General features: G+C 50.5%; 1 protein-coding gene. It reads right to left on the bottom strand.

The genetic code is table 11. The features are described 5' to 3' along the window. A partial coding sequence (locus Cth01_RS24205) for a hypothetical protein (RefSeq protein WP_211267693.1) occupies positions 1–381 on the bottom strand: 381 nt, incomplete at its 3' end. Between the last annotated feature and the right edge of the window lie 193 nt (positions 382–574).

Raw genomic sequence — 574 nt, 5'->3', positions numbered from 1 at the left:
CGCAGCGAAGAACGCACCAAAGCTGCGTATGTAGAGGGGGATCACCTGGTCGAAAACATACTTCAGGTCGGCTCCACTTTTCGCAGAATTGAATTCGACAGTCATGTAGTCTTCAAGGTATGGAAGCACCTCTGAATGTCGCCGATACCCCCGGCTTAAAAGTCCAATCTCAAGGCGACTGACCTCCCCGTGAAGTCGATAGCTCAATTCATGGATAGGCCAATCGGGCCGGTCTTCAAATGTGATGACATCCACATTCGCCATCCCCCAAGGTGCAGGAAGCAAAGACAAACTCTGGCATAGCTTTGCGTAGATTTCAGAAGGACTTTCGTCGAAGTCAAATACTCTGCAAACTCTGACGACGTTGGACGTGCTTTTCATTTACTCCGCTGCCGGACACTCATTCCGCTCTGATGGACCGAGTTGCTTCCGAAATTCAATCTACGCTTTTCTGCCGCTCTTTTTGCTCTGGCATCTGCAGGCAAGCACCACTGGGCATACACATCATTTGGGTTCAGCACAGTCGCGGAACGATTCATGCAATGCCTTCTCCGAATTCGGATCGCTGAATCGG

It is taken from the genome of Comamonas thiooxydans (assembly GCF_000964545.1).
Taxonomy (GTDB): Bacteria; Pseudomonadota; Gammaproteobacteria; order Burkholderiales; family Burkholderiaceae_C; genus Comamonas; species Comamonas thiooxydans.
The sequence above is the reverse complement of the archived record's forward strand: the minus strand, read 5'-3'. Positions and strand labels throughout refer to the sequence as shown.